Annotated in this window: 11 protein-coding genes and 1 tRNA gene; 3 read left to right on the top strand and 9 right to left on the bottom strand. The window is 67.9% G+C overall.

The window, feature by feature from the left end; all coding sequences use genetic code 11:
* Positions 1-35 precede the first annotated feature (35 nt).
* The 9 genes from tssC to HUA78_RS43845 form a co-directional block, all read right to left on the bottom strand.
* Positions 36-1,520, bottom strand: a complete 1,485-nt coding sequence (gene tssC, locus HUA78_RS43885; protein ID WP_141647906.1) for a type VI secretion system contractile sheath large subunit — start codon at positions 1,518-1,520, stop codon at positions 36-38.
* A gap of 24 nt (positions 1,521-1,544) precedes the next feature.
* Positions 1,545-2,039: a type VI secretion system contractile sheath small subunit gene (gene tssB, locus HUA78_RS43880; protein ID WP_141647905.1), complete on the bottom strand. Its 495-nt coding sequence runs from the start codon at positions 2,037-2,039 to the stop codon at positions 1,545-1,547.
* Between the two features lie 82 nt (positions 2,040-2,121).
* A complete protein-coding gene (gene tssA / locus HUA78_RS43875) occupies positions 2,122-3,978 on the bottom strand; it encodes a type VI secretion system protein TssA (protein ID WP_174478917.1) in 1,857 nt (618 codons plus the stop codon).
* Positions 3,979-3,999: 21 nt separating this feature from the next.
* On the bottom strand, positions 4,000-4,935 hold the full coding sequence (gene tagF / locus HUA78_RS43870; RefSeq protein ID WP_174466533.1) for a type VI secretion system-associated protein TagF: 936 nt from the start codon (positions 4,933-4,935) through the stop codon (positions 4,000-4,002).
* Positions 4,935-8,648, bottom strand: coding sequence for a type VI secretion system membrane subunit TssM (gene tssM / locus HUA78_RS43865; protein WP_174466534.1), 3,714 nt, complete (start codon positions 8,646-8,648; stop codon positions 4,935-4,937). Before tssM ends, tagF begins: the two co-directional genes overlap by 1 nt.
* Entirely contained in the window at positions 8,645-9,376 is a 732-nt protein-coding gene (locus HUA78_RS43860; RefSeq protein ID WP_141648214.1) for a DotU family type IV/VI secretion system protein, read from the bottom strand. Before HUA78_RS43860 ends, tssM begins: the two co-directional genes overlap by 4 nt.
* 15 nt (positions 9,377-9,391) lie before the next feature.
* Entirely contained in the window at positions 9,392-10,759 is a 1,368-nt protein-coding gene (gene tssK, locus HUA78_RS43855; protein ID WP_174463750.1) for a type VI secretion system baseplate subunit TssK, read from the bottom strand.
* Positions 10,756-11,340, bottom strand: a complete 585-nt coding sequence (tssJ, locus tag HUA78_RS43850; protein ID WP_371745809.1) for a type VI secretion system lipoprotein TssJ — start codon at positions 11,338-11,340, stop codon at positions 10,756-10,758. The genes tssK and tssJ overlap by 4 nt, the downstream gene beginning before the upstream one ends.
* A 178-nt stretch (positions 11,341-11,518) precedes the next feature.
* Positions 11,519-13,783 (bottom strand): type VI secretion system Vgr family protein, encoded by a 2,265-nt coding sequence (locus tag HUA78_RS43845; protein ID WP_141648217.1) that lies wholly within the window; start codon positions 13,781-13,783, stop codon positions 11,519-11,521.
* A gap of 257 nt (positions 13,784-14,040) precedes the next feature.
* Here HUA78_RS43845 and HUA78_RS43840 point away from each other — a divergent pair, with 257 nt between their 5' ends.
* The 3 genes from HUA78_RS43840 (at position 14,041) to HUA78_RS43830 (ending at position 21,293) form a co-directional block, all read left to right on the top strand.
* Positions 14,041-15,936, top strand: coding sequence for an OmpA family protein (locus HUA78_RS43840; RefSeq protein WP_174458791.1), 1,896 nt, complete (start codon positions 14,041-14,043; stop codon positions 15,934-15,936).
* Positions 15,933-21,101 (top strand): Ig-like domain-containing protein, encoded by a 5,169-nt coding sequence (locus HUA78_RS43835; protein WP_174478916.1) that lies wholly within the window; start codon positions 15,933-15,935, stop codon positions 21,099-21,101. The genes HUA78_RS43840 and HUA78_RS43835 overlap by 4 nt, the downstream gene beginning before the upstream one ends.
* 118 nt (positions 21,102-21,219) lie before the next feature.
* Positions 21,220-21,293: transfer RNA gene (locus HUA78_RS43830), tRNA-Arg, on the top strand.
* Positions 21,294-23,548 lie beyond the last annotated feature (2,255 nt).

The following is a 23,548-nucleotide window of genomic DNA, read 5'->3' as shown; positions in this document are numbered from 1 at the left end:
AGCTGATCTCAACGACACACGGTGAAGCGGGTCCATCACTCCTTGTCCAACTTACCCACCAAGGACAGGGTGAACGACGCACCCATGTACTTGAAGTGGGGGCGCACCTGCAGGCTGCAGCGGTACCAGCCGGGCTGACCTTCCACGTCCTCGACGACGACGCGCGCGGCCTTCAGCGGGCGGCGCGAGCGCACGGCGGGCGCCGGGTCGTCCATGTCGGAGATGTACTGGCTGAGCCAGTGATTCAGCTCACGCTCCAGGTCGGCCTTCTCCTTCCAGCTGCCAATCTGTTCGCGCTGCAGCACTTTGATGTAGTGCGCGAGGCGCGTCATGATGAACATGTATGGCAGCTGCGTACCCAGACGGTAGTTCGTCTCCGCGGCCTTGCCCTCCGGGGTGTTGCCGAAGAACTTGGGCTTCTGGGTGGAGTTGGCGCTGAAGAACGCCGCGTTGTCGGAGTCCTTGCGGAACACCAGGCCGATGAAGCCTTCCTCGGACAGCTCGTACTCGCGCCGCTCGGTGAGCATGACCTCGGTGGGAATCTTGGTCTGGATTTCCCCCATGGCCTCGTACTGGTGCAGGGGCAGGTTCTCCACCGCGCCGCCGGACTGGGGACCGATGATGTTCGGGCTCCAGCGGAACTTGGCGAAGGAGTCCGCCACGCGCGACGTCAGCGCGACGGAGGCATGGCCCCACAGGTACTTCTCGTGGCTGCCGACGACGTCCTCGGTGAAGTTGAAAGCCTTCACCGGCACCGTCTTCTCGCCATAAGGCAGACGCAGCAGGAAGCGCGGCAGGGCCAGGCCCACATAGCGCGCGTCCTCGCTCTCGCGGAACGAGTGCCAGCGCGCGTACTGCGGACCCTCGAACAGGGACTTGAGGTCCTTGAGGTCCGGCAGCTTCAGGAAGGTAGGCTCACCGAAGGTCTCCGGCGCGGTGTTGGCGATGAACGGCGCGTGGGCCATGGCGGCCACCGACGCGCACTTGCGCAGAAGCTCCATGTCCTGCGGGCCCACGCCGAAGTCGTAGTTGGCGGAGATGATGCCGTAGGGCTTGCCACCGAAGACGCCGTACTCGTTGGAGTACACGAGCTTGTACAGGCCGCTCTTCACGACCTCGGGCGCGTCCTCGAAGTCCTTCTGCAAGTCTTCCTTGGAGACGTTGAGCATCTCCACGCGGGTGTTCTCGCGGAAGTCCACGCGGTCCACCAGGAACTTCAGCGAACGCCAGGACGACTCCAGCTTCTGGAACTCGGAGGCGTGGAGGATTTCATTCACCTGCGACGACAGGCGCTTGTCGATTTCGGCGATCATCGCGTCGACGAGCGCCTTGTCCACACGCTCCTCGGAGCGGTTGGGCGCGAGCATCTCCGTGATGAAGGCTTGCACGCCGCGCTTGGCGACGTCGTAACCCTCGTCCTTGGGCTTGAGCTTCGCCTCGGAGAGGATTTCGTCGAGCAGGGACAGCGAGGCATCGGCGCCGGCAACCGGCGACTTCTGGGTCAGGGTCTCGGTAGGCATGGTGTCTCTGTTCCCCGTAAACGGTTACTTGGACTTTTCCTCGAGCCCCAGTTCCTTGATGAGCGCCTTGCGGCCCTCTTCGTCGGCCAGGAGTGCCTGAAGCTTCTTGCGGAACGCGGGAAGGTTGCCCAGGGGCCCCTTGAGCGCGTTGAGCGCGCTGCGCAGCTCCAGGAGCTTCTTGAGCTCGGGCACCTGATTGACGACGCTCTCGGGCGTGAAGTCCGACAGGTTCTTGAATTGGAGCGAGACATTCATGGTCGCGCCCGCGTCGCTGGACAGCTTGTCCGCGGCGGTGAGGGTGACCTTGAGGTTCTGCTGGGCCATCACCTCGTTGAAGTTGCCCTTGTCCACGTTGATGGGCGCGCGCTGCTCCAGAGGCCGGTCATCCGCCTGGCCCGTGAAGTCCCCCATCATCAGGACCTTCAGGGGCAGCTCCACCTGCTCCTGCGCATTGCCGGTGGCGGGCTTGTAGACGATGTTGACGCGCTCGGTAGGGGCGACGGAACTCTCTTTGCTCATCTGCGGCTCTCTCCTTGAGACCTACGTAGAAATGCGCGGGCGTCGCATGGGGGAGGCTTCGCCGCGGAACAACCTGGGAACGTCAGGGGCCGACGACGCGGAGCGCGGCGGAAGAATCCAGCCGTGCGAGACGACGATAGCGGTTTCGAACTTTTGCTGCCAACCGTCCCCCCTCCTTTTCCTCGACGGTGCGGGTGGCGAGCCATCCCTCGAGACAGGCCGCCGCCAGCGTGGGCTCCCACTGGTCCAACGCATGAGAGGAAACCTCCTCGTCGAGCGCGTCGAAAAGCGCGCGCGCCAGCGGAAGTTGTCCTGCCTGGGCACACAGGCGCGCCAGGGTCAGGCGGGCGACGAAGCGCGCGCGGCCCGTGCCCGCGGCGGCGACATCCGCCTGGAGCCCCGCGACGAGCTCCTGCACGCGGCCCTCGGCCAGCAGCGCCTGGGTTTCCTCCTCGCCCAGGGGCTGCGCGCCGGCGGACTCCGCGTCGAGTGACGGCGGCGGCAGGCGGATGGCTGTCGTCGGGGCGCGGACCGGGGACGCGGTGGTGCGGGGGGCCGCCTGGAGGACCTCGGCGCGCAGCCAGGCGCGCGTGGCCTCGTCGGTGAGGGGAGAGCCGTCGGCGGCGAGCAGGTCCTCCACGCCCGGCATGCGGCGCAGTTGCACACGCAACTCCCGCACCAGCGCGGCGTGGGCCGTGGTGTGTGTTTCACCCAGCCCCTTGAGCGCGGCCGCGCTGAAGCGGTGCGGGCTCAGGGCGAAGCGGTGTTGGGCGACGGCGGACTCGGCCTCGTCGAGCAGCTCGCTCCAGCGCTGGTTGGCTTCCAGGGTCTCCAGCTTGGAGCGCAGCGAGTCCGGTGGCGGCTGAAGCGTCGTGCGGCCGTTGGCACCGGTGCCAGGCGGCCGCGCCAGGTGCAGCCACACGCCGTTGCGCAGCAGACGGTAGGAGACGGGGTCCGCGCTGCTCGCGTGACGCAGCGCGCTCGCGGCGCCCAGGAGCGCGGCGCCGACGTTGCGCAGGAAGTCGGTGACGGCCTCGGTGCTGGAGAGGTCCGGCTGCGCGGGCAGCGTGGGGAGCGGAGGCACGACGACGGTGCTGGGCGCGGCGACTTTCGGGGGCGCGGGGCGCGGGGGCGCGGAAGGCTGGGCGCCGACCTGAGGGGGCGCGGGGCGCGACGGTGCCGACGGCTGCGCGGCCTTCGGGGACGCGGGCGGCTCGGTCCTCGGGGCCGTGTGAGTGTTCACGGCCGACGCGGCGTCGGCGTGCGCGGGGCTCGAGGACGACTCCGGGCCCGTCACGGGAGCTGCTGTCGGCGCGCTGTCCACGGGCTCGGCCAAAGCGGCGTCCTGCTGTTGGGGCGCCTCGGGCAGGGGCTCGGGCAGGCCGGCGCGCAGCCGGGCGATGGCGTCCTGAATCGGACCGAAGGCGGGGGTCTGGTCGGCGAAGCGCTCACGCGACAGGGTGGACAGTCGCTTGATGGCGAAGGCCAGCGCATCGAGGGACTCGGCGCTCACGCTGGCCTGGTCGATGGTGGGCAGCAGCCTGCCCAGGCGTTCCACGAACCAGCCCACGGCGTTGGCGCGCGCGCGCAGCCGCTTCACCTCCGGAAAGAGGTCGGGCCAGAAGCGCTCCGTCACCTCCGCGAGCAGGGCCGCGCCGGTGGCGGCGCCGTCCATGCCCCGGGTGACGTAGAGGCCGTAGGCCAGATACGAGGCGAGCCAGAGGTCCTTGGTGGTGCCCTTGAGCAGCTCGTCGGCGCCGCGAACGACTTCGTCCCAGCGCACGGCGTTGCTGGCGGGGGACTCCAGCTTCGCCACCTCGGCGGTGATGGCCTCGTAGGCGGGGTCGTGCTTCGCCTGCGTTCCGGCGGGCGCGGTGCCGGGCACGGGCTCGACCCAGGGACGGGCGCGCTCACGGAGCTCTTCGAGGGTGGGAGGCATGGTGTGAGGCATCGTGTGCCCTCAGCGCGACAAGGCGCGCAGGAGCTGGTCGAGGGTGGTGGTGGGGGAGTCGATGACCTGGCGCGCGGAGGCCGTCAGGCCCTTGCGCGCGTTGTCGATGGCGGCGGGACGTTCGGTGCGCAGCGGCCACACCTGGGCGCCGGGGCGGCCGGGCTGGGCGAGCGCGAGGAAGACGGAGGGCGACGCGGAGCCCAGGCTCAAGAGCAGCCGGGGCTTGTCTCCCTCGGACCAGAAGAAGGACGGCGGCTGGTGGGGCCAGCGCAACAGGCGCGAGGACAGCTCCAACCACGCCACCGGGCCCACGCGCGCCGTCAAAGGGCAGTCCAGCACCACGCCCGCGGCGGACTGCTCGCGTCCGCGCTCACCGATGCACGCGGTGAGGAAGGTGTGCAGCGCGTAGTACTGCCCTCCGGCGGGCGAGCCCTCTGTCACGGGTCCCAGCAGGTCGGCGAGGTGGTGCTCCGAAAGGACGCTGTCGCGCAGGCGCTCCGCCACGCTGAAGTCACCCGGGCCCGGCACGGGCAGCGCAGTGGCGCGCTCGGTGAGTCGCGGCACGTCCAGCTCCGCCGCCGCGTGGGCCAGGGCCCCGGCCGCGCGAAGGAAGGGCTGGTAGGCCTCTGGTGTCAGCGCGAAGCGGAGCGCGGTGCTGGCCGAGGGCACCTCGGTGAACACGGCCAGCGGAAAGGCGCGGCCCACGCTGTCCACGCTGGGCGCCATCAGCCCCACCAGCGCCTGCTTCTGGCCTGGGGCGGTGAAGACGAAGTGCGCGGGATCCGAGGGCAGGTCCATCCGCGCCTTGCGCGCACGCTCCACGCCCGCCTCCATCCACCCGTAGAGGTGGAGGGCGAGCGGCGTGGAGGCGTTGAACCGGATGAACTCCGCCTGGCGCGGCGTCTTTCCCAGCAGGCCGATGCGAGGAGGTTGCTGCACCGCCATCAGGGGGCTCCACCCGCGGCCACGGCCTCCGGCTCGCAGCCCTTGCCGCTGAGCGCAATGCCCATCGGGACCTTCATGCCGGAGTCCCGGAAGATGCCCATCAGCTTGGACGTGTTGCCCGCCAGCCCGAAGAAGGGGTTGGTCGTGCGCTCCGGCCGGAAGTCGATGGAGACCTGGGCGCCGTCGATTTCATCGATGTCCCACGTCGCCGTGAAGTAGCGCCCGTCCGGGCTGGGCTCAATCTTCTTCACGCGCTCGAGAAGCCGGAACAGGCCCCAGTCACCCTCCTCGTCCTGCACGGACTCGGTGTTGCCCTCCACGCTCTGCACGACGAGGCGCGCGCCGAGCTTGCCGGCCTGACCGGGCCAGATCATCGGCTTCCACAGCGTGTCGGGGCCGTTGCGGTACACCTCGTCGGTGCCGTCGAGCGTGAAGATGATGGACGCGATCTTCGAAGCAGCGCCGTCCACGGAGACGCCGGGACGGATGCGCACCTGGAAGCGCACTAGTGGGTCCACCATGCCCGCCGACTCGCCGCCCGGGAACAGGGTGGCCGCGAGGGCCTGCGTCTTCTCCAGGAAGGAGAGCAGCTCGGGCCGGTAGTGCGTGCTAGCGGAGGAGGTGAAGTCCCACTTGCGGCCAGTGGCGACGAGCTGCTCGCTGAGCTGCTCCTTGATGAACTTGCGGAGCACCCCGGTGTCGGGCCGCAGGAACTCCGCGACCTCGAGCAGCGGCGCGTCCTTCTGTGAGCCGGGGGTGAACGGGTACATGTTCTTGAATGCCCGGTTGAAGGGGACGGCCACTTGCTCGCACCACAGCTTGCTCTTCTGCTGGGCCTGACCCTGCGCGATGACGACGATGGTGTCCTTGAAGGGAGGCAAGAGCAGGCGCTCGAAGATGGCGATGTTGTCCGTCTGCTTGCGGATGAGCATCTCCACATAGCTGCGCGCGGCGTTGCTCTTCTTGGTCAGCTCCGCGCCTTCCCCGACCTTGTCCTTCGACGCCAGCATCGCCGTGTGCACTGTGACGAGCTGCTCCTCGTACTCGACGAGCGCCGTCAGCGTCTCCTCGCCGTCGTCCGTCTTGTAGCGCTCCGTGGCGAACCGGATGATGGAGGCGAACTCGCGTGCCACGTCCCGGGGGAGGATCTCCTCTTCTCCGGAAGGCGCGAGCGGATTGAGCTGCTGCCGGTTCTTCTCGGTGACGGCGTCGTCACCGGAGCCAAAGATCTTCTGCACGGACGCCGTCAGCTTGTTCGTGCTCGTGGCTTCAACCTTGGGGGGACGTCGCTCAATCTGGACGTTGTTGACGATGGAGGTGAACAGTCGGCTGTAGGGCTTGGGCGTGCCGCGCGTCAGGTTGGTGAGCAGGTCCTCCAACTGGAGGTTGTCCCTGGGCTCGGCCACCTGGATGGCGTTGAGGAAGTCCTTCCACTCCTGGATGTAGCTGGAGAAGTAAAGTGAGCGCAGCGTGCGCCGCGACGCCTCCACGTCCATGTTGACGTCCCGGTCCAGCACCCACGCGTCCTGGTCTGAGAACGCAGAGTCAAGCTGCTGCTTCACCTCGGTATCGTAGGCGTTGCGGGTGAAGGCGCCGCGCACCATCCTGCTGGCGCTGAATTGCGGCACCGCGCCCATCAACTGCTCCAGCGTGACGTCTCCGTACTGTGAGCGCGTGGTCTCCACGATGCGCGCCAGCTCCAGCTTCTCCAGGGGCACTCGGATGAGCGCGCGGCGGGCGCCCACGATGATCGAGCGCTCCCGGGGGAACGCGATGCGCTCCTCGCGCGCGGGCTTCTGCTCGTCGGGCAGGGCCTGCTCGGCGCCCAGCATCTTGATGAAGGTGGTCGCGTGGGTTGTCACCATCTCCTCGTCGAGCGCGACGCCGCGCAAACTCGCCCAGTGCTCGACAATCTGGCGCACGAGCCACCGGCGCTGCGTCTCGTCCAGCTCCGGCTCCTTGGGGTCCCGCGGCGTCGTCACCAGCAGGTACATCTTCAGGTCATCCACGTACTGCTTGAACTTCGCCGAGTGCTCCGCGTGCTCCTTGGGGTCCCGGAGCGTGAGCATGTCCGGGCTGCGGGCGAAGCCCTCCAGGCGTTGCTCGATGAGCTCGAACTGCTTGCCCAGCAGCACCCGCCGTAGGGCGGTGTTGTAGAACTGGCGCGCCTGCGGCAGCAGCTTGTGGCCCTGGTAGAGGCCGAAGCGCATCCACACCGGGGCGCCCTCTTCCTCGTGCCGAGTCAGCTCCTCCAGGCGTTTGCTGAGAGGCAGCAGGTCCTCGACCCGGCGCACGTCATCGCGCGGGTCCAGGTTCACGTCGGTGATGGCCTTGGTCACCGCCTCCGCCAGGAAGCGGTTCTGGAAATAGGAGAGGGTGGGCATGGACAACAGCAGCGCCGTGGCCGCCATCGCCGCGCCCGCCAGCACCATGCTCTGCCGGCGCACCCTCGCTTCCTCCAGCGAGCTGCGCACCGCCACCTGCTGGTCCTGGAACATCACCTTCGTGAAGACGTCCCAGAGGAAGTAGCTGCGGCCCTCGGCGGATGCGCCATCCGTCTGCGGCCGCCCGTTGGTCGTGCCGAACATCTCGCCCGCGGACGGGGACACCTTGTCCACCGCGCGCACGTCCTGCGTGCCGCTGTTGAAGTACAGGCCGCGGAAGACGGGCGTGTCCTGGAACACGTTCTCCAGGAAGAGCGGCTGGAGGAACTCGGCCAGGTTCTTGCGGAGCGCGTCGAAGCGCTGCGGAAAACCGTAGATGTTCTCGCGCGTCTCCAGCCGGCGCTCCTGGCCCAGCCGGCGCAGCGAACGCTGCTCCAGCACGGAGAGCATCTCGTCGAAGCGCTCGCGGAACAGGTCCGTGCTGGCGTCCTTCTGGTGCTCCAGCGGCACGGTGAAGCCCCAGACCTGTCCGCGCTCCACGCGGGACAAGTCGGAGAACATCTCCACGAAGCCCGGCAGCAAATCGCACTTGGTGACCATCACGTAGACGGGCACCAGCATCTTCAGCCGGCCGGTGATTTCGTCCAGGCGCTCGCGGATGGTCTGCCCCATCTCGCCCACGGCCTGCGGGTCCGCCGTCATCAGCTCGCTGACGCTGATGGCGACGATGAGGCCGTTGATGGGGCGGCTGGGGCGGTGCTTCACCACCGTGTCCAGGAAGGCCATCCACTCCGGACGGTCCTCCTCGGCGCTGGTGTAGCGGCCCGCCGTGTCGAGGATGACGGCCTCGTTGGTGAGCCACCAGTCGCAGTTTCGAGTGCCACCCACGCCGCGCACGCCACCGCGCGCGGACAGGTAGGGGAACTTCAGGCCGGAGTTGCGCAGCGCGGTGCTCTTGCCCGCGCCCGGAGGGCCGACGATGAGGTACCAGGGCAGCACCGCCAGCGCGTCCTTGCCGCCGCGCGCCAGCTTGGACGCCTTGAGCGCGCCCACCGCCTTGGTGAACTCGTCCTGCATCGCCTTGATTTCGGGCTGCAGGTCCGGCCGCACCGTGGCGGCCTGCTCCTCACCTTGGGCCGCGAGCGCGCCCTCCAGCTTCTTGGCGGCGCGGCGCGCGCGGATGCGTTTGACCACCCACACCACGCCCATGGCCAAGAGGCCCGCGAGCGCGGCGACGATGGCGGCCTGGGGCGGGCTGAGCTCCAGGTAGGTCATCAGCGCGAACATGGGCGCGCCGATACCCAGCAGCGGTAGCAGGTAGGCCATCATTGCGTGCCTCCCGGGTTGGCGCCCGCTTGCGGCGGAGCCAGGGTGCCGGCGACGTTCTTGGCGGCGTGCAGCTCGATGCGGCCCTTGAGCTCGTCCACCTTGTCCTTCAGGAAGAACTGCAGCACGCCGTAGAAGAGCACCGCCACCGCCAGCGAGCCCGCGGACAGGGCCAGCATGGGGGTCTTGCGACGCTTGGAGAGCAGCGAGTCGGTGGGACGGTCACCGTGGGGTGACAGCACGTCGAAGTCGAACGGACGCGCGCGCTCCAGGTCCTTCTTCACCGTGTCGATGAGCGTCATCAGCTCCAGCTCGCCGCCGCGGATGCGGTAGCGCCCCTGGAAGCCGAAGAGCATGCACAGGTAGTAGACCTGGAGGACCTCGGCGCGGTGCGGATCCTTTCGCACCAGGTCCAGCCTGGCGAAGAAGCCGTCGCCCGCGATGTTCTCGTTGAAGTAGTGCAGCTGCAGCGGGTTGGTCATCCAGAACTGCCGGTACTCCTCCGGCCGGCTGAGGACGACCTCGTCGATGAGCGCCACCATGGCGTAGGCCATGTCCTGGGCATCCTGGTGGCTGAAGCCGAGCACGGCGGCGCGCCGCAAGAGCTCGTCCACCACTCCGCGCAGGCGGTGATAGAGCGTCTCGGGCGGAGGAATGGCCGCCGCCTCCGAGCCGCGCAGGTGGATGGCGGCGTCGAAACAGTCCTTCGTGGCTTCCGTCACTCGGTCCATGGGAATCCCTGCGCGTCAGCGATTGGCGGTGGGGACCGCGAGCAGCTCGACGGTCGTTCGGGCCGCGTCGAACGGCTGTGGCAGATAGAGCGCGAGGTTGTGATCCCTCATCACGTTCTTCCAGTAGCCGTCATTCATCGAGAGGCTGAAGTACACGGTGCCTGGCTGCACCGGGACTTCCGGCGGCGGGCGGTACGTGACGGCCAGCGGCACCCCGGGCGCGGCGGCGCGGACGAGGCCCGGGATGTCATCCCAGCAGGCCACCTTGGTGAGCTTGGGGAACTGCTCGGCGACGACGCGCTCGGGCAAATCGCTCCTCACCGCCAGCAGGAAGGCGCCGCAGCGCTCCAGCCGCTCGTCCTCCAGCTTCCCCCGGAACATGCCGTCCGAGCCCGCGGAGAGGTCCACCGTCAGGCACTGCTCCAGCGCCACCGAGCGCATCAGCTCCGACAGGCGGCGGAACAGCTCCTCGAACGTCGCCCTCAGGTTCGTGAACTGGAAGGACGGCAGCGTCGTGGGGTCCGCGCTGGAGGAGAAGGTGCACAGCTGGCCGGCGCACTGCACCAGCGTGAGGTACAAATCCCGGGGCCGCAGGTTGCCCGCGTCCAGCGCGTGCTGGAGGAAGGGGATGGTGCCGTTGAGGGCGTTGAGCTCCAGGAAGAGCGTCACGTCGCCCGCGGTGAACTCCAGCGCGGACGCATCCCGGTGCCGGCGGCGCGAGGCGAGCTGGCGCTGCTTGGAGACCATCAGCCGCAAGAGCGTGCGCAGCTCGCCCATGATGTAGGGCGCCGCGTCGATGCGAAGGCAGGGCGGGACATAGGCGTCCACCACGGCCAGGCTGCCGGACTTGTCCCGCGTCAGCTCGAACAGCTTGATGGCCTCGAAGTCGTCGCGCGGCTCGGTGCCGAACAAGAGCCGCACGTTGCGCTGGCCGAAGCCCACCTGGGAGATGGACGTGGACGCCGTCAGGTCGCTGATGGGCCGCGTGACGGGCGTGTAACGCGGGCTGCCACCGATGCGCTCCCCGCTGCCGTAGCTCTCCACGCCGCTGCGCTCGCGCGGCACGCCCAGGTACACGTCCAGGGTGCGCTGCGCGGGAGGGAAGTAGCCCTCGGCGGGGCGCGCGGAGGGGGCCTCGGCGTCTCCGGACTCGAAGGACACCGTCAACCCGTCTGGCAGCACGCCGACGAAGTTCGACAACTGCACCTGGCCGGCGCGCAGCGCCTCCTGGTCCAGCTCCATGGCCACCACGCCCCACGGATAGGGTTCCAAGGCCCCCAGCCGGTTCTCCAAGAGCTGCTCGTGATAGAGGTCTTGTTGCTGGAGGTGGTGGGGGCTCATGAACATGCCCTCGGACCACACGACGCGCTGCGCGGACTTCATGCGCCTCTCCGGGGCGACTCTCGGTCGCCGGATTCGGGGTTGTTGTGTCGCTCCGGCGCCACGCTGAGGGGCCGGAACATCAAGTCGATCTGATAGCCCTGGAGCCGGTAGCGGAAGACCTCATCGTCCTCCTGCGGTGGCCCCTGGTCTCCGGCGGGACGCTCCACGCAGCGCGACTCCTGCACCACGGGCAAGGTCGCCACCGCGCGCCAGGAGTAACCCAGGGGCTGTCGGAACAGGCCCATGGCGAGCACGAAGCGCGCCTTCGGGTCCCGCTGTATCCAGCGCTTCTCCTGCGTACCGGGTGCCACCACCACCTCGGCCACCTGCAGCAGGTCATCCTTCAGCAGCACCTCGGGCTTGCCCCACAAGTCTCGGAAGCCCGCGCGCTCCAGCTTCACGCTGTCCTTGAGCTGGACAATCTGGACCACGGTGGGCAACGAGCGGCCCTTGGAGTCCGGGTTGAGCTGCTCGGCCGCGTCCACCACCACCTGGAACGGTGGCGGTGTCTCACAGGAGAAGGGCACGCGCTTCGCGCAGCCCGCTCCCACGCTCATGCCCAGCGCCTGCGCGGCGACCACACCCCACCGAAGGCACCGGCCGGCCACCCCCGCCGCACCGGCGCCAGTGTGTCCTAGCGCCAAATTCACATTCCTTTTTGAGGGCCCGGCCCCGTCGTCGGTTCCGTGCGAAGCGTAAAGTGCCAGACACAGTGGACCTGTTTCAAGCCACCCCCCCCCGGGGTCTGCCTGGACCGGCCTAGTTTTCGGAGATCTTGGAGCCCTTGATGATGACGTCGCCGCTGCCGGTGACTTCAATCTTCGCGCCCTTGATGACGACGTCCCCGTTCTTCTTCACCTGCAACGTGGCGGAGCCGACCTTGAGGGTGAACTGCTCCTCGGCGACCAGGGCGATTTCCTTGGCGGACAGGACGTAGGCGTCCTTGGTGACGTGATTGGATTTGCCACCGACGCTGACCATGAGGTCCTTGTCCACCTTCAGCGTCCGGGACTTGCCAATCTCTTCCGACAGGTCCCCGCCCACCTGCGTGGAGCGGGCGCCCTTGACGGACTCGGACTTCTTCGCGCCAACGACTTCCACCTTGGCGCCGCCCACCTGCTCGGATTTGACGCCGCCCACCAGCTCGTTGAAGGCGGCGCCCACGCTGATGGCGAGCGCTCCGCCCACGGTGAGCATCTTCCCCAGGCCCACCGTCTCCGCCGACGCCAGGCTGACCGACAGGCTCTGGCTGCTGCTGACGCCAATGGACTGGTCACCCTTGACGGACTCGGTGTGATTGCCCGCCACCGTGGTGGAGCGGTTTCCGGTGACGGCCAGGGACTGGTTGCCGCTGATGGTGCTGTCGTCGTCCTTCTTCACCTCGAGGGACTGGTTGCCCTCGATGACGCGGGCGCGGTCCTTCTTCACCAGCAACGTCTCGTTGCCGCGGACCTCCTGCGTCTTGTCGTTCTCCACGACGACGTTGAAGTCCTTCTGCGCGTGCAGATACACGAGCTCCGAGCCCGCCGCGTCCTCGAAGCGCAGCTCGTTGGAGCCGTCACCGCCAGGGCTGGAGCTGGAGCGCAGGGTGCTCTGCGTCTTGCTGCCGGGCAGGTCGATGGGCGGCGGATTCTGCCCGTTGTAGACGCTGCCGGTGACGAGCGGGCGGTCCGGGTCTCCTTCCAGGAACTCCACCACCACTTCGTGGCCGATGCGCGGCAGGTACAGCGCGCCCCAGCCCGGACCCGCCCAGGCCTGGCTGACGCGAATCCAGCAGGAGCTCTTGTCGTTGGCCTTGCCCTCGCGGTCCCAGTGGAACTGGACCTTGATGCGGCCATGCTCGTCGGTGTGGATCTCCTCGCCCGCGGGGCCCACGACGCGCGCGGTCTGCGCGCCGGGGATGACGGGGCGGGGCGTCACGCGAGACGGCCGGAAGGGCACGTCCGCGGGCTGGCAGAGGAACTCGTTGCGGTAGCCCTCGCGCGAGCGCAGCGTGGACTGGTCGATGCTCACCGCCTCCGACTGGTGGCCGGTGTGTCGCACGGAGATGGGCAGGTACTTGCGGTTGACGGCGGTGTCGGGGTGCTCGGCCAGTTCGAAGACGTGGCCGGGACAGATTCGGCGGCTGTAGCTGGCGCCCGTTACCGTCTGGGTGCGCGCGCGCAATTCCTCCAGGCGCACCTGGGCAAGGTTTCGGCCGGGGCCCGGCTCCTCGTAGCGGCCGGGATAGTCGTAGATCTCCAGCGCCGTCTCGCCGTCGTCCGCCTCCGCCTCCGCGCCCAGCATCTGGGCCGGCCGCAGGAAGTTGTAGTCGCGCAGCGCGACGACGCCGGGCTGGACCTCGGTGCGCGCCACCAGCTCGTGCACGTACTCCTGCGAGGCGATCATGTGCGAGCGCTCGCGGAAGACGAGCTTGGACTCACCCTGCATGGAGGGATTGGCCGACGAGCCGTCTCCCAGGACCATCATGTGTGAGCTCTCGGCGTGCTCGAAGAAGTAGAAGATGCCTTCCTCCTCGAGGAGCCGCGAGACGAAGTCCAGGTCTGACTCGCGGTACTGCACGCAGTAGTCGCGCACCGGGTAGGTTCCGGTGAGGGCCAGGCGGTGTTCGACCTTGGCCTCGTCCAGGACCTTGTGGACGATCTGCGGAACGGTCAGCTCCTGGAAGATGCGGCTCTTGCGGCGGTGGCGCAGCGTCCACAGGCGCGGCACGACGGTGACGCGGTAGCGACGGCGCTCGGGGCCGCTGCCTTCGTCCCAGCGGGTCATCCGCGCGACGACGCCCTGGAAGAAGCGGGCGGTGCCGTCTCCGAGCATCACCGTCAGCCGCGCGTCCTTGCCCAGCAGCAGCTTCTCCTCCACCTCGAGGTCGGGCCGGACGGCGAGGGCGACTTCGACGGTGTAGGGCTGGGAGAGCGTCTCCTCGGCCTCGAAGCCGAGCACCGCCAGCTCCGCGGCCGTGAACGAACCTGCCTCGAATTCGAACTCGGCCTGGTTCGCGAGCAACGCGGCGTTCGCGATCATCAGAGTGCCCCCGGCGCCAGACCCCGCGCGAGCCGCGGGGAGGTGAGTGATGCGCCAGCATGCCACGAATTGACCGGGCGGGAATCCCTGGTCTGAGATTTCAGTGACAGCGTTGTCTCGGCCCTCGCGCGCCGGGCGACCCGATGGGTGCGGGCTGGCCAGAGGAGGGGGGCATCTGGTGTAGAGTGAACGCGGGGGGCCGGCTTGAAACGTGGGACGGCTCCGGGTTACCCACACGCCATTCATCCGGGAGAATCATGAGACGAAGCAGGCTGCTGCGAGGCGTGCTCGCGTTTGCGTTCGCGCTGGCGTCCGCGAGCGCCGGGGCCCAGGACGACGTGCCCCCCGTCCCCAATGCGTCGCCCCTGAGGGGGTTCGACCTGGAGCGGCTGGAGCTGAATCCTGGCGCGGAAGGCGCGCTGCTCGTGGGCCTGGGTGAGCTGCTTCCAGCGGGTGACTTCCGAGCCACGGTCGCGATGCAGTACGCCCACGAGCCGCTGGTGTACATGAACACCGGGAAGAAGCTCGCCGTCGTGGGCAGCCGCGCGACGGCGCACCTGGCCGCGGCCTATGCGCCCTTGAGTTGGTTGCAGGTGGGGTTGCAGGTGCCGCTGGTGGCGTTTCAGGGTGGCAACAGCACCGGGTTGGCGGGTGCGGGCATCCCGGAGCCGCGCGCGCAGACGCTCTCCACGCCATCGCTGAGTGGTCGGGTGGGGCTCCTGACGCAGGAGTCGTCGGGCGTGCTGGACCTCGCGGCGGAGCTGGGGGTGGGTGTTCCCCTGGGCAGCGCGGAGGGGTTTTCGCGGGATGATGGCTCGGTGCGGCTGTCGCCCCGGCTGATGCTGGGGCGGCACTTCGGGCGCATCCGCGCGGGCTTGGAGGTCGGCTACGTCCAGCGGGAGAAGATGCTGCTGACCGAGCGCGTGGGCGACCTGGAGGACGAGGTGGGGCACGAGGTGCGCGTGGGCGCGGCGCTCTCCACGACGGGCAAGCGGCTGCGCTGGGAGCTGAACGTGCGCGCGATGCTGCCCCTGACGGACCAGCCCGGCGCGGTGGAGCTCTTGCCGGGGGCGCGCTACCTGGCGAGTCCGTCGCTGGAGCTCTTCGCCCTGGCGGGCATGGGTGTGGGCTCGGCCCCGGGGACGCCGCTGTTCCGGCTGATGGTGGGCGGCGCGTTCGGCAAGGTGGTGCCGACGCGCGGGCCCGGTGAGTCGTCGGTGCGCTGCGAGCCGGGGTTGGTGAAGACGCTGACGGACCCCATCCAGGAGTGCCCCGGCTCCGACGAGGATGGGGATGGAATCATCAACAGCGTGGACCGCTGTCCGCTGGTGGCCGGAGACGCGGCGCGCGGAGGCTGCTCGGCGAAGGACTCGGATGGAGACGGCATCGAGGACACGCTCGACGAGTGCCCGGACCTGAACGGCCCTCCCGCGCGCAATGGCTGCCCCATGGATGACAAGGACAAGGACGAGGTCGAGGACAGCAAGGACCGATGCCCGGAGCATGCGGGGCCGGCGGACAACGAGGGCTGCCCGGTGGTCGACTTCGACAAGGACGGCATCGTGAACGACAACGACGAGTGTCCCAACGAGCCGGGGCCGCCGGAGCGCAAGGGCTGCCCGGAGATGGACTCGGACAAGGACGGCGTGCCCAACCGGTTGGACAGCTGCGTGAAGGACGTGGGCGCGGCGAACAACCTGGGCTGCCCCGCGAACGTGCCGCCGCTGGTGGAGATCAAACCGGGCCACCTGGAGCTGTTCGAGCGGATCTACTTCGAGGCCTCGGGCGTGGTCATCCAGAGCCGCTCGCTCGAGCAGCTCAACTGGGTGGCGCGCATCGTGAGGGAGCACCCGGAGCTGCCCATGGTGGTGGTGGGTGGGCACACGGACCTGCGCTCGCCCCTGGATGCCAGCCGGCGACTGTCGCAGGCCCGCGCGGATGCGGTGCGCCAGTACCTCATCAGCAAAGGGGCTCCGGCGGACCGGTTGATGGCCGTGGGCTTCGGGAAGACCAAGCCGAAGGTGTTCCCCGAAAACACGTATCAGGACCGCGAAGAGAACCGTCGCATCGAGTTCAAGTTCATCGACCCACAGGAGTCGCGAGGAGCGCTCCCCGCCGATGGGGCCGCGAAGCCAGGAGACGTGCGCCAATGAGGACGCTGCTGATGCGAGCGCTGTTGTGGGGCGTGCTGTTGCTGTGCGGCACCGCGAGCGCGGAACGGGACCGGTTCGGGCTGGGCGGTGGAGGCACGGCGAGGGTCTTCTCCACGGCGGGCTCTTCGCACAAGATCAACAGTCATACGAAGCTCAACGCCAATGCCAACGCGGGGACGGACACGCTGGTGCTGCTCGGGGCGCTCCCGGAGCTCGCCAACACCAACCTGGTGATGGTCATCCAGACCACCGGGTTGAGCCCCGCGCCCGCGCCGGGCACGAGCACGCCAGTGGACTTGGCGGTCGGTACGACGCCCACGGTGGGACATTGGGAGTTCGCGCAGGTCAAGACAGGGGGCCCCACGTCGACCTCGCTGACGCTCACCGCGCCCCTGCTGCACAGCTACAAGAGCGCGGGCGCGCAGGTGGTCACCGTGCCTCGCTACGGAGCGGTCACCGTCAACGCGAACGTCACCGTCACCGCGGACAAGTGGAACGGGAGCTCGGGCGGCGTGCTGGCGTTCCTGGCCAATGGCCCGCTCATCAACAACGGAACGATTCAGGCAACGGGGCTCGGGCTCCGGGGCGCGGCCTTCGTCGGTGACGCGAACGGCGGTTGCTCGGGCTCGGACCCGGGCAATACGGGACGCCGGGGAGAGGACGTGGTTCCCGACCAGGAGGACTCGGCCGACAACTCCACGAATGGTGGAGGCGGAGGCTCCTGTCGCGGTGGTGGCGGCGGTGGCGGTGGCAATGGTGGGCCCGGTGGCGTGGGAGGGCAGAACGAGGGGGACAACTCGGGGGGCGATGGCGGCGCGGCGCTCAGTGGTTCGTCCTTGAGCTTCCTCACGTTTGGTGGTGGCGGAGGCAGTGGGCATGCCCAGAGCGCCCTGACGACGGGGGCAGGTGGCCAAGGCGGCGGCATCATCTTCATCCGCGCCACTTCGCTCTCGGGGACTGGAAGCATCCTGGCCCATGGGGAGAGCGCCCTGGCGACCACGGGAACGAATGTCGGCCATGGTGGTGGAGCCGGTGGCACCCTGCACCTGCGCTTCACGGGCAGCGGGACGTGTGACCCGAACAAGGTCAGCGCGGCGGGTGGCAATGGCGCTGTCGGCGTGGCCGGGCCCGGAGGCGGAGGTGGCGGAGGGCGTGTGTTCTTCCAGGCTTCAGGAGGGGCCTCCTGTATCCCCACCACTCCCTCGGGCATGGCGGGAACCCAGGGCACGGCCCCTGGGGCCACCACCGATGGCGCGATGCCCAATGACGCGGCCACCGCGCTGAATCACGCGGGCACCGTCACCCTCGTGGACACGGCCTTCACCACGCCCGGCGTTCCGGATCTCACGCCAGTGGGACCGCCTGCTCGGACGAACAATCCCTTGCTGAGGGGAACAACGCAGCAGGGCCTGTCGGAGGTCATCCTCTACGAAGTCACCGGCACGACCCCGAACCTCACGTACACGTATTGGGGGAGGACGGCATCGGACAGCCTCAAGGCCTTCGTCTACTCGTTCGTGCCTCCGAGCAGCACGCCTGGCACGGCCTATCGCGTCGCGGCGCAAGCCGGGTTCCTCGGTGCCTACAGCGCCATCGGCACGGAGTTCAACTTCACCTTCGACAACGTTCCTCCGACGACGACGCTCACGCCCAATGGGGTTCCGCCGATCTCCAGCGCCACGGTCGCGAACTTCACCTTCACCTCGACGGAGACGTCCAGCTATCGCTGTGCGCTGGACAGTACGCCGCCGCTGGGAGATGCGGCCTTCGGTCCATGCCCGGCCTCGTATTCGTCCGGCGCGCTCGGCAACGGGGACCACCGGCTGACGGTCTACGCCATCGATGATGCGGGCAATCAGGACCCGAACCCGAAGAGCTACACCTGGAAGGTGGACACCTCCGTCCCCAACACCGCCATCACGGGGGGGCCCGTTGCCAGTCCCCCAGGCGCGCCGACGAGCTCGAAGACCGCGGTCTTCACCTTCACGGGTGGGGTCACGTATCAGTGCTCGCTGGACGTTGGCCCGGCCACGGCCTGCGGTCCGACCCAGACCTATACGAACCTGGACGAAGGTGCCCACACGCTGGAGGTGACGGCCTACAGCGCGGCGGGGACGCCGGACCCGAGCCCCGCGTCGCGCGCGTGGCGCGTGGACACCCTCGCTCCCGACACATCCTTCACCGCGGTGCCCGCGACCGACAGCAACTCGTCGAGCGCGCTCTTCGACTATCAGAGCCCGGATGACTCCACGGCGACGTTCCAGTGCTCCGTCGACGGCGTCACCTTCACCTCGACGCCATGTCCTGGGACGGGGTCAGGCAGTCGCACGTTCACCGGGCTGACGTCCGGCCCCCAGCAGTTCCACGTGCGCGCGATCGATGCCGCGGGCAACGTGGACCCGTCGCCCATCAGTCACGCATGGCGGGTGGACCTCGCGGCCCCCGCGTCCATCCAGGTGACGTCCCCGAGCGCGGGTGCGGTGCGCGAACTCACGCCGACAATCGCCGGGACGACGGAGGCGGGAGCACGCGTGGTGGTCACCGTGCGGTTGACGAGTTCGGGCACCACACTGCAGACCTTGAGCACGGTGGCCAGCAGTCCCTCGGGAAATTGGAGTGTCGTGCCCGCCGCGCTGGACCAGGAGCGCTACATCCTTCGCGCTCGGGCGACCGATGCGGCGGGGAACTTCGTGGAGTCCTCGGACGTGGGCATCACCGTGGACACGGTGGCGCCCGCGCGCCCCGTGCTCAATCCAGATATCCTGGGCGAGCACTACACCGCTGTGCCCATCACTCTGGACGGTGTGCTCGAGTCCACGGTGGGGCTCAATCCCAACACCGAGGTGACGGTGTATGTGGATGACTTGGTGGTGTTGCCGCCGGCCACGGTGAATGCGTCAGGGGCCTGGTCGGTGACGTATTCACCGTCGCCCGCGGATGATGGCTTCCACTGGGTTCGCGCCATGTCGAAGGACCCGGCGGGCAACGTCAGCGCGTTCTCCGGCACGCTCACGTTCCATGTGGACCGGAAGGACCCGGCGAAGCCCATCGTGGCGCCGCTCGGCACGTATGTGAACACCCAGTATCCCGTGTTGACTGGTACCGCGGAGTTGGGAACCTCGGTGCAGGTCTATTTCGGACCGCTGCCGGAGCCCGTCACGGTGAGCGTGGGACCTGGCGGCCAGTGGACCTACCTGCGCACCACGCCGCTGAATGAGGGGCCCAACACGGTGTTCGTCCGCTCGACGGATGGTGCGGGGCGCTTCATGGACTCGGACCCGGTGTCGTTCATCGTGGACGTGACGAAGCCGGAGACGACCATCCTCGAAGCTCCGGACCTTCGTGTCGGTGACACCACGGCCGAGTTCCGACTCGCGTGGCCTGAAGCGCTGACCTACGAGTGCCGGCACATCTACAAAACGGAAGAAGAGGAACCGGGGCAGCCGGAGGACGATGAGCAGGTATTCACCCCGTGCGAGCGGCCTCCTCCGGGGCCGGAGGTGGATGAGAGCTTCATCCAGAAGTCCAACCTGCGTGACGGTTCTCAGACGCTGCTGATTCGCGCCGTGGATGCGGCGGGCAACCGTGACGACTCGCCGGCGTCCCACACGTGGAGCATCAGCACCGGCGCGGTGGATACCGAGATCCTCGAGGGCCCCGTTGCTGACGGAGGACTCACCAACAAGGCGGAGGCCATCTTCTCGCTGTGGTCGAACAAGGGCGTGGTGGACTTCGAGTGCAAGCTCGAGAAGTCCATCAACCCGGACAACCCTCCCCCGGACTTCGCTCCGTGTCCCAAGGGGCCTGGTGACGACTACGATGTCGCCCGTTACGAAGGCCTGCCGGACAATATCTACACGCTCTCGGTTCGCGCTGTCTTCGCGGGGGAGCGGGATGGCATTCCAGCCTCTCTCAGCTGGAAAGTGGATCGCACGGCTCCGACGGCTCCCTCGGTGACGGCTCCCCGGGCCAACCACCCCACCAACCAGGAGAAGCCTGGCATCCAGGGCGAGACCCCGGAGGAGGGGACCATCACGCTCTACAAGGATGGGGTGTTCTGGGGGACTGCTAGAGCCACGGGCGCGACATGGAGCTTCACGCCCCCGTTCGACTTGCTCAGCGGTCAGTACATCATCACCGCCACGCTCACCGACCTGGCGACGAATCTGGGACCGGTCTCCGCGCCCTACACCCTGATCGTGGATGTCGATGAACCCGTGGTGTCGATTCTCTCGGGACCTCCCACGTTGACGAACGTGCCGGGCTACACCTTCCAGTTCGAGACGTCGGAGGTGCTGGAGACGTATGAATGCGCGCTCGACACGCCGCTCTTCACGCCCTGTTCGAGCCCGCTGACCCGGCCCAATATCGGCGATGGGGCCCACACACTGACGATCAGGGGAAAGGACATCGCGGGGAACCTCACGCTCGAGAGTTTGTATGTGACGCATTCGTGGACCAGCGATACGAAAACGCCGGACACCAGCATCGAGACGAAGCCGAAGGAGCTCTCCAACTCAGTGGAAGCGGTCTTCTCGTTTGGGTCGTTCCAGGACAGAGACGAGCTGGAGATGCAGTACTTCTGCAGCCTGGATGGGGCGGACTTCGTGAGCTGCAACCCCTCGGAGTACCGGCTGACGGGACTGGGCCGGGAGGATGCGGAAGAGACTGAGTATGTCCTGCGGGTGAAGACGCGGGATCCGGCGAGCAACGAGGACCCCACTCCCGCCGAGTTCCGCTGGAAGGTGGACCTGAGGGCCCCTGGGGCGCCCTCGCTGTCCGTTCCTCGGGTGAACGACATCCTGTCGGTGCGGACGCCCACGTTCCAGGGCGACGCGGATGCCGGGACGATGGTCTCCGTCCTGGTGGATGGCGTGAAGACCGGTGAGGTCCGGGCGGACGCGAGCGGTGATTGGCGCTTCGTTCCTCGCAACGAGCTGGACTACGGCAGCCATACGGTGACGCTGGTGGCGACGGATGACGCGGGGAACGTTTCGGTGCAGTCCTCCGTGGTCAACTTCGTGCTGGATCCGTCGCTGGAGATTGATGCCCGAGGCGGTGGCTTGAGCTGTGCCTCGGCGGGCGAGGGAGGGGGCTCATCGCTCGTCCTCCTGGGCCTGGGGGCGCTGGTCCTGCTGGTGGGCCGGCGTCGCAGGGCGAGCTGAGGCTCCTGGGCGGGCGGGGGACCCCTGCGGTGGGGTGTTCTCCCGTCAGCCCTGGGCGGAATGCGGGCTTGCGTCGGCCGGGGAGTTCGGCTACTTGTGCCCTCGCTGTAGCGGTTCTGCGCGATTAGCTCAGCTGGATAGAGCGTTGGCCTCCGGAGCCAAAGGCCACAGGTTCGAATCCTGTATCGCGCGCAGAGGGAAGCGCCCGGGATGCTTGGGGATTTTTCCCGAGCATCTCGGGCCCTGACCCCCGCTCCGGTACCCCGCCCACCTGTTGCCCACTTGAGACGCTCTCTGACCGCCAATCTGGTCAAGGGGAGAGCGGTGACGCATGTTCCATGTGCGGTGGAGGGTGTGCGATGAGCCGCCCTTCTTCCGGGCCTGGCTCGGCTAACGCGCATCCTGAGCGCCAAGACTCCTCTGCTGGCGGCGTTCTCCGGCTGGCTGCGGGTCCTGCTGATGTCGCCGGTGGCGCATCGCTTCGTGCCCGAGTGCGGTGGCTCGAGAAGCACCTCTCCGCCATTTCGACTGTTGCCGTCGCCCATTTCGATTCCGTGGGTGACATGCCCTGCGGTTTTCGGACCATTTGAGGCTCGAAGGGATGCCGTCTCCGGCCACCACGGAGGCGGGCAGTGCAGAAGAGTCGGTTCCGCGAAGAGCAGATGGTCGCCATGGCCATCGACGTCGGGGGTGTTAGCGGCTCCGGCCAGGGCGGGCGAGGTGCTGTCGAAGCTGGTGCGCTAGCGAGGGGCTCCGAGGCCACATGCGCGGTGACAACGGGCCGGAGGTCGTGGCCTCGGCCATCCTGCGGTGGGCTGCGGAAGCTTGCATTGAGCTGGCGCACATCGCACCGGGCAAGCCCTGGCAGAACGGCACCGCCGAGAACTTCAACTCTCGTAATCAGCGGTCCGAAGGATCCAGGCAGTTCACTCGGTCGACGCGAAGACAGGGCCATGCACTCTCGTGCTCCTGTCTTCGCGGAGCTGGCGCCCCTCTTCACCGTCCCCACGCAAGAACGGGGCGCCCGATGATCATCTCCGAGGACATCCAGAAGCTGGAGCCATGCGCCCTGGCTGCGCTCTTCATCCTAGACTCCACCGGCATCGAGGATGGCCACCTCGTCGTCGAGCGCGAGGATAAGTTCAAGGGGCCCGCGTGCAGCACGACATGGAGGGGCGAGTGCTGCGCGCATCCCGGGAGCGCCAGCACGGTGCCAAGCGTGGCGACACGCCCGAATCGGTTTCCCTGACCCCTGCGACGTCGCCAGCTACGGTTCCCCGCCAGGGAGGTACCCGCTCGTGGCCACCTCACCAGTGAGAAGGTTGGCTGCCCAAACAAAATGAAGCCTGACTCCGTTCACCATGGTTTGGCCCGCTGCGACTATCTCAGTGAAACCACGTTCTTTCGCTTGTGTCTGCAACCATCGGTCATGGAGAAGGTAGTACGCCATCTCCCGAGTCCACGTTTCAGACTGAGCCGCCAACTCGGTGTCACGTGGAGGGTCATATGCTTTGAAGGTGATGGTCGGAAATGAGGCGTGTTTCAACTCTGCTGCCCATGCAGTGCGTTGCGCTGCTGTGTAGTTCGACGATGGGCCTGGGGTCTGGCTGCACGACCAGCTCTCCTCTTCCCAGTCGCCACAGGTGCTGTCGCGGCAGAGCGTATAGAGGCACGAACTGCTGCTGTAGGAGCAGCAGGCAATCTCGTCCTTGGGCTGGCCCGAGCATCCCGTGAGCACCGCCCCTTTATGTGTTTGCGGGACCTCGTTGTCGCAGAGGCTGCATCCGGGAATGGCTCCGACGAGAGCGAGGAGGGGGACTATCCATACTTGTCGCATGCCCTCACGCGACCATAGAGGGCCGGCACCGTGCCACTGATCGCGCGTGCAGGAGGACGCGTGACCCGCCCCGAGTCTGGTTGACCCAGGCGTCTGGTGTCAGTCCATTGTGCGACATGAGAGAAGGTACCAGCGGCATCGCCTACCGCTGGAGGGACATGGGCCAAGCTGAATCCGAGTCTCAAGGAGTGGCTGTTGATCTCTTCCGGGCTGGATTCGGCCGGTGGATCGCACCAGCGCAGGTTGCTCTTGAGAGTCACAATCGTGCCCGCGTGGGCTTGCCGGTGTGACGCGCCAACAGCACGCCCGTGGCCTTCATCGCCCGGTGGACGCGCTTGTGGTTCACCCCGGGTGTGCCCTCGGTGGCCACCTGCCGATTCGCCGGCGCCGTGACGTGCGGGTACCCGTAAGCCCCCTGTGTCAGGGAAGAAGTCGCCTCGGCTGAGGTGCCGAGCTGACCACCCGATGGGGGCGAGTGCAGGCTGCGTGTACCGGAGCATGGTGAGCACCGATTCCGGTCCATGCTGAGCACCGATTCCGGCCCGAGGTGAGCACCCGTTCCGGGCATGGTGAGCACCCGTTCCGGGCATGGTGAGCACCCGTTCCGGGC

This window comes from Myxococcus sp. CA033 (assembly GCF_013336625.1).
GTDB classification, from domain to species: domain Bacteria; phylum Myxococcota; class Myxococcia; order Myxococcales; family Myxococcaceae; genus Myxococcus; species Myxococcus llanfairpwllgwyngyllgogerychwyrndrobwllllantysiliogogogochensis.
The sequence above is the reverse complement of the archived record's forward strand: the minus strand, read 5'-3'. Positions and strand labels throughout refer to the sequence as shown.